This is a genomic window from Pseudomonas sp. 21615526, assembly GCF_013386245.1.
Lineage (GTDB): Bacteria > Pseudomonadota > Gammaproteobacteria > Pseudomonadales > Pseudomonadaceae > Aquipseudomonas.
In genome coordinates this window covers 1-2353 of sequence record NZ_JACAOM010000232.1, presented here as the reverse complement: position 1 = coordinate 2353, position 2353 = coordinate 1, and the positions used below count along the sequence as shown (strand labels likewise).

Genomic DNA, 2353 nt, shown 5'->3' with positions numbered 1-2353 from the left:
TGCGCCCTGCCCGTGCCGCCCGGCAGCCGGTTCACTGCCCTGATCCTCGGCGAGCCCCGCGAGCTGTGCTGCCCGGGCTGCCAGGCGGTGGCCGAGGCGATTGTCGCCGGTGGCCTGGAAAGCTATTACCAGCACCGCAGCGAAGCCTCGGCCAACCCCGAGGCGCTGCCGGTGCAACTGGTGGACGAGCTGGCGCTGTATGACCGTGCCGATGTGCAAAAGCCTTTCGTGCGCCACGACGGTGACCTGTCGCAAGCCACACTGTTGATGGAAGGCATCAGTTGCGCCGCCTGTGGCTGGCTGATCGAAAAACACCTGCGCAGCCTGCCCGCCGTGGCCGAGGCACGCCTGAACCTGTCCAACCACCGCCTGCACGTGCGCTGGGCCGACGGGCAATTGCCCCTGAGCCAACTGCTCGGCGAATTGCGTCACATCGGCTACGCCGCCCACCCGTACCAAGCCGACCGCGCCGCCGAACAACTGGCCAGCGAAAACCGCCTGGCCCTGCGTCAACTGGGGGTGGCCGGGCTGCTGTGGTTCCAGGCGATGATGGCGACGATGGCCACCTGGCCGGAATTCAATATCGACCTGAGCCCGGAGCTGCACGTGATCCTGCGCTGGGTCGCGATGTTTCTGACAACGCCCATCGTGTTCTACAGCTGCGCGCCGTTTTTCAAGGGGGCGATGCGCGACCTGCGCACCCGCCACCTGACCATGGATGTTTCGGTGTCCCTGGCCATTGGCGGTGCCTACCTGGCCGGAATCTGGACCGCCATCACCGGCACCGGCGAACTGTATTTCGATGCAGTCGGCATGTTTGCCCTGTTCCTGCTGGCCGGGCGTTACCTGGAGCGTCGCGCCCGGGAACGTACGGCGGCAGCCACCGCGCAATTGGTCAACCTGTTGCCAGCCTCGTGCCTGCGCATGAGTGCCGACGGGCAAAGTGAACGGATCCTGCTCAGCGAACTGGCCCTGGGCGACCGGGTACTGGTGCATCCGGGGGCGGTGCTGCCAGCAGACGGCATCATCCTCGACGGCCAGTCGAGCATCGACGAATCGCTGCTGACCGGCGAGTACCTGCCGCAACCACGCCAGGTCGGCGATGCCGTCACTGCCGGTACCCTCAACGTCGAAGGTGCGCTGACCGTCGAAGTCCGCGCCCTGGGCCACGACACGCGCCTGTCGGCCATCGTGCGCCTGCTGGAGCGGGCCCAGGCGGAGAAACCCCGGCTGGCGGAGATCGCCGACCGCGCCGCCCAATGGTTCCTGTTGTGCTCGTTGGTCGCCGCTGCGGTCATCGGCCTGGTGTGGTGGGAGCTGGATTCGTCACGGGCGTTCTGGATCGTCCTGGCGATGCTGGTTGCGACCTGCCCTTGCGCCCTCTCACTGGCAACACCCACCGCCCTGACGGCAGCCACCGGCACCCTGCACAAACTCGGCCTGCTGCTGACCCGCGGCCACGTGCTGGAAGGCCTGAACCAGATCGACACGGTGATTTTCGACAAGACCGGCACCCTTACCGAAGGTCGCCTGGCGTTGCGCGCGATCCGCCCGTTGAGCCTGCTGGGCAGCGACGAGTGCCTGAGCCTTGCGGCGGCGCTGGAGCAACGTTCGGAACATCCGATCGCCCGCGCATTCGGCCGCGCGCCGTTGGCGGCGGATGAAGTGCTCAGCACGCCGGGCCTGGGCCTGGAAGGCCGCGTCGGTGACCGCCGGTTGCGCATTGGCCAGCCGGGTTTTGTCTGCGAACTGAGCGGCTGCGCCCTCCCCGCCTCGCCGAAGGAAGCCGGCCAATGGCTGCTGCTGGGCGACACCGACGGCGCCCTGGCCTGGTTTGTCCTGGATGACCGCCTGCGCAGCGACGCGCCCGCCTTGCTCGCCGCCTGCAAGGCACGCGGCTGGCGCACGTTGCTGCTGTCGGGAGACAGCTCGCCGATGGTTGCCAGTGTCGCCGCCGAGCTGGGCATCGACGAAGCCCATGGCGGCCTGCGCCCCGATGACAAGCTGCAAATGCTGCAACAGTTGCACAAGGAAGGCCGCAAGGTGCTGATGCTCGGCGATGGCGTCAACGATGTGCCGGTGCTGGCCGCCGCCGATATCAGCGTGGCCATGGGCTCGGCCACCGACCTGGCCAAGACCAGCGCCGACGCGGTGTTGCTGTCGAACCGCCTCGACGCCCTGGTGCAAGCCTTTACCCTGGCCCGGCGCACCCGCCGGGTAATCATTGAAAACCTGCTGTGGGCCGGGCTGTACAATGGCCTGATGTTGCCGTTTGCCGCCCTCGGCTGGATCACTCCCATCTGGGCGGCGATCGGCATGTCCCTCAGTTCGTTGACCGTGGTGCTCAATGCCC

The 2353-nt window shown here is 67.4% G+C and carries 1 protein-coding gene; it reads left to right on the top strand.

Annotation, left to right across the window (positions count from 1 at the left end; genetic code table 11):
* The coding region (locus tag HX786_RS31420) for a heavy metal translocating P-type ATPase (RefSeq protein WP_178913078.1) at positions 1 to 2353 on the top strand (2353 nt) is incomplete at both ends.